This window comes from Cloacibacterium normanense, assembly GCF_002943105.1.
Lineage (GTDB): Bacteria > Bacteroidota > Bacteroidia > Flavobacteriales > Weeksellaceae > Cloacibacterium.
In genome coordinates, this window is the sequence record NZ_PTPZ01000015.1 from 1 (window position 1) to 4,895 (window position 4,895).

The 4,895-nt window shown below is 24.1% G+C and carries 6 protein-coding genes; all 6 read left to right on the plus strand.

Annotated elements, in window-relative coordinates; translation table 11 throughout:
* Nucleotides 1-393: hypothetical protein (locus C3729_RS13265; protein WP_165785788.1), on the plus strand; the 393-nt coding region annotated here is incomplete at its 5' end.
* A 1-nt stretch (nt 394) separates the two neighbouring features.
* Complete coding sequence (locus C3729_RS13105) at nt 395-2,077, plus strand: hypothetical protein (protein ID WP_104794566.1); 1,683 nt, start codon at nt 395-397, stop codon at nt 2,075-2,077.
* Nucleotides 2,078-2,082: 5 nt separating this feature from the next.
* A complete protein-coding gene (locus tag C3729_RS13110) occupies nt 2,083-2,697 on the plus strand; it encodes a hypothetical protein (protein ID WP_104794567.1) in 615 nt (204 codons plus the stop codon).
* A gap of 161 nt (nt 2,698-2,858) precedes the next feature.
* Nucleotides 2,859-3,470 (plus strand): hypothetical protein, encoded by a 612-nt coding sequence (locus C3729_RS13115; RefSeq protein WP_104794568.1) that lies wholly within the window; start codon nt 2,859-2,861, stop codon nt 3,468-3,470.
* Nucleotides 3,471-3,780: 310 nt separating this feature from the next.
* Entirely contained in the window at nt 3,781-4,323 is a 543-nt protein-coding gene (locus C3729_RS13120; protein ID WP_104794569.1) for a hypothetical protein, read from the plus strand.
* A 46-nt stretch (nt 4,324-4,369) separates the two neighbouring features.
* The coding region (locus tag C3729_RS13125) for a hypothetical protein (protein WP_133159995.1) at nt 4,370-4,895 on the plus strand (526 nt) is incomplete at its 3' end.

Genomic DNA, 4,895 nt, shown 5'->3' on the forward strand with positions numbered 1-4,895 from the left:
AAAAATGAAAGGTATGATTCTATAAGAATCTTAGCGAGTAATCCTTTTTCATTCTTAGAAGGTGCATCATCAGGTTGGTTTATTCCTGAACAATATGATACTACATATTTTTCTATTGGTATTACTAAAGAAGAGTTAGACAGATTACTCGCAATAGTACCAGAAAATGTTGCTAATGTAAAATTGTATTTAGAGGAGGAAGAGTATAATCCTTTATTAGATATAGAAGCTAAAAAATCTTACTTTAAATACTCTTTAGGAATAAATTTTGAAAACAGCAATGGAGATTTGGCTGTTTTATCTCCTGCAGAGAAAGTATATGTTTATGGAGAAAGCATACATTTTTTTGCTTCTAGTGAGTTTGCAGAGTACGAAAACTTAATAACCGAATAAAATGAATAGTGTACAATTAATAGAGTATATTAAATATTTTACTTTAAAGGGAAGTAGAATTGGTTTTAATGGTGATACGCCAAAAGATATAAGGATTACAAAAGAAGAAATAATTACTCCAGAAGGACATTACTTTTATATTGAAAATTTTTTAATAGACAATCATCTATATACATTTGATAAAGATTCTGCTGATTTTGAAAAAAGAAATATAACATTTGATTTATTTTTGGATAAAAGCAATATAGATAAGTTAATGATTCCAAATTTAGTAGTTCAATACGAAAATGGGGGTGATAAATTTAGAGTCTATATTTTTAATTCTACATTTTATAAAACATTACCAGAGAATATAAGAATACAAAATAGCAATTTATATGGAGCAGTAAGTTATATGGAGTCTTATGGGAGTTGGACATTTCCCTACTCTTTAATCATTACGATAAAGGATGTGGGTGCAAGTTTTGCTGATTTTGAATTATTTTTAAATATGAACTATAATGCTTGGAAGAATGATTTTAATGCTGCAATACAAAAAGCTAGTAGTACTGACAAAGATTTCAAAGATCTTATAAAATATCCTATTGATGTTTTTGAAAGAGAATTAGACATTAATACCCGAATTGCTTTAATAGAAATTCTTGCATATAATGAAATTTGGGATTTAATGGGGTGGGGAATTGATTTTGATGGACTTAATGAGCAAGATTTTGTTTTACAATTAATAGAATCTACACCAGATAAGGATGCTTATACTCTTTATCTAAAGATGTTTTCTGAAAACGCTAAACTGTTTAAAAAACTTGATGAAAAATTTGAAAATTTTGCTAATCTTAAATTCATTATTTTTCTAGTTAAAACTAAATATAAAGAAATTGCGAAAGATGGGGAAAAAGCACTTAATGATTATTTGGTAACTATTCCTGATCATCATATAGTACCTGTAAGAAGAATAAAAATTAAACCAAGTCTTAATTTATATGGGCCATATCCTATAATTGAACTATTGAATGATAAGATTAAGATACAAAGAATAGATATGTATATGGGAGGTAATATAATACAAAATTATACTAGTCTTTCTCCAGATCCTTTTGTACATTTATATAAAGAATTTCCTTATGATAAGATGCTTAAAATATTTATATGGAGTAGTTATGATGAATTAGGTTTAAGCCAAGGAAGAGTATTACCACTTCCAACATTTGCAATTAAAGCTTTTAGCAAAGCACTGTCAGATGATATAACTTTATTAGATGTAGCCAATAAAGTTATTGAAACAATAGGCATAATTTTACCTTTTTACAAACTTTTATACTTGCTAGAAGAAGTTGCATTTATGTATGAAATAGCTGGAGCTTTTTTTGAAGCAGGGAACGCAATGGCTGCAATGTATGTAAGTACTTATCTAGAAGATAAACTCAAAAAAACAGAAGGGGGTAGAGCTTTTTTAAAAGGGTATAATTATTTGTCTTTTATTTATGGAAATAAAGAAATAGCGAAAGCTGTTCTAAATGGAAGTTTAGTAGCACTTAAAGATGCAGAGAATCTTATGACATTATGGAGTGACTTTAATTTTGGATTAACAGAACCACAAAAAGATTATTTAAATGAACTCAAAGAATATAATGATTTAGAATTAGAAATTAAAGATATTCAAAGAGCAATTGATTTTAAAAACTAGTTTTTATGAAAAAGAATATATTATTTTTAATTTGTTTGTTTTTTTTGCATTTAAGTTGTAAAAGATCAAATCAAGAAATAAAGTTAGATGATTATGAAATTATAAAAATAGCAATTAAAGAGGAAGTTACTCCTTCAATTTCTCAATTTGAAAATGATGAAAATTTTTTGGAATTAAAGAAATCAACTGACGAGTATAAAAAAGTAATTCTAGAAAATTATTCTTCTCATAATTATGGGAGTCAGTATTATTTTACAACAGATAATTTGTTATTTACATTTAAAACAAATTCTTTTATTGAGGATACATTTCTACAATTTGGTTTCTATAGTAATCTAAATAAAGTGACTCCTGTAAAAATTGATTTAAAGAAGATAATTGCTATTAAAAATTTAATTCTAATTAATGATTCTAGTAATCTAAAAAAGCATAATAATTATATTGGAGATTTTAGGTTTTCTAGGGTTTTGTATGATGGAAACAAAGCAATAATTTTAGTTTTTAATACAACAAATAATAGTAGGAATATTTTATTTTTCAAAAAAAATAATGAAAAATGGGTGTTGTTTTTAAAACGTGGAATACCAATTAGATATAAAAATCAAGAGGTTGTTTTCTGATAAAAAGTACTAATAATTTGAAGTCTATTATTTGAATTATAGATAGTCTTTAATTTTCATAAAACCACTTAAAGAATATTAAAAAAAATGGAAGATTTGAAAAATAAAATAGGCGAGAATGATTTTGTAATTAAAAGTGTTAAAAAATAAATTAACATAAAATGAAGAAAACATATTTAATAATACTAATTTTATTAGTATCTGGTAGCTTTTATATCATTTGGCAAAACTTAAAAATGAATAATGAAGAATATGAAATCTATAATTTTGTTGTCAATAAATTTATAAAGCCTAATATAGTTGAAGCCAAGAATGATAAAGCATTACAAAATTTAGAAGAATTTTCTGATGATTTTTATAAAATTGACACACTAAACTTATATAAAAATAATTATAAATATTCAATAAAAGATTCATTATACAAAATTAGTTTTTCTCATCCTTTTTATCAACAACAGATAGGAAAATTTGAATGGGAAACAATTCCTTATAGATTTGCCAACTCATCAATTTTAGATTTGAAAAGAATGAAAATAAAATCAAATTATGAAAAAATCATATTTAAAGAATCTAACTATAAAATAAGAAATTTTGTTGGTTATTACAAATTATCTAGAGTTGTTTTTTTAAAGAATAATGAAGCTTTAGTTGAGATAATCAAAAAATATGCAGGAACTGATGGCGGTCTTTATTGGCTTAAAAAAAGCAATGGAAAATGGGAAGTAAAAAAAAGAATATTAATTGATTATAGAATTAGGAATGAAAGTTTTTAAAAGGTTATAATTATCTTAATTTTATCTATTCAAATAAAGATGTTGAAGGGATTATTGTTTTAACTCAAAAAGTACAAGAAAAAAACATATTGGTATTAAGTGATGCAGAGTCTTTAATGACACTTTGGAATGATTTTAATTTTGCACTAACAGAACCACAAAAAGATTATTTAAATGAACAAAATGAATTCAAGCTTTTGACATTAAAAATAAATGATTTGGATAAAGCTATTAAATTAACAAAATGAAAAAATTATTAATTTTATTTGTTTTCATATTATGATGTAAAACAAGTCAACAAAATTATTTAGTGGATGATGATTATAAAATTATTCAGGTATTATTGGATAGACATGCAAGAGTTTCTTTGTCAAATTTAGAGAATGATTCTTATTTACATGATTTAGAACCTAATAGTAAGGAATATAATAAAAAGCTATTAGGTATGTATGTAGATCAAGTATATAAAGATACTTATTATATCACCCTTAATTCTAAACTATTTATCATTAAAAAAAACAATTATATTCAGAAATTATTTGAAGAAAATGGTTTTACTGGTAACTATTCTAGTCTTAAAGAATTAATGATTCAGCAGAATAAAATAAAACTACACAAAAATATAAAGATTATTGATGCTAATAATTCTGATTTAATTCATTCTAAAAATTATATTGGTGATTATAGTATATCAAGAATAATCTATGAGGGAAATAAAGCAGTTGTTATTATAAAAAATATAACAGGTTACTCTAGAGCAATAGTTTTTTTAGAAAAAAAAGAGGGCAATTGGATTGTTATTGATGGAAAACCAATACCCTATAAAGTAGGGAATGAAAATATAGATTTATAAATATTAATGTTTCTCTTAACAAGTATTGTAGCTTTTATAAAATATTATGATGAAATTATTAGATAAAATAAAAATATTGATATTTTTAGTATCAGTTTTATTAATAGGTTGCCAATCAGATGAAAATCAAGATGAAAAAGAAATTATAAATTTAGTACAAAGCACCCTAATAAAGCCAATAATCTATCCTAATTTTATTGAAAAAAACAAAATTCATTTATCTCAAAAAGATTATGATAAAGCCAATGTAATTCTTTTAATCGAACCAGTACCTTTAGATTCGGTTTGGTATTCAAAAGTTCTAGCTAATAATAAGTTTACATATGTACTCTCTGATACTTTGTTCCAGCCAAAATTTAAAAATGATAATTACGTAAAAATAATGGCAAAGGTTAATGGCATAGATTTAAACAAATCATCACATAAATTGAGAAAAATTAATTTTGGAGATATTCAAACTAGAAATAATATTATCAGAATAGATAATAAAAATAAAAATCCAAAAGGTTTCATTTATATTGGGAAATTTAATATTTCTCAAATCTATTTTGATAATAAAAGAGTTAATGCCT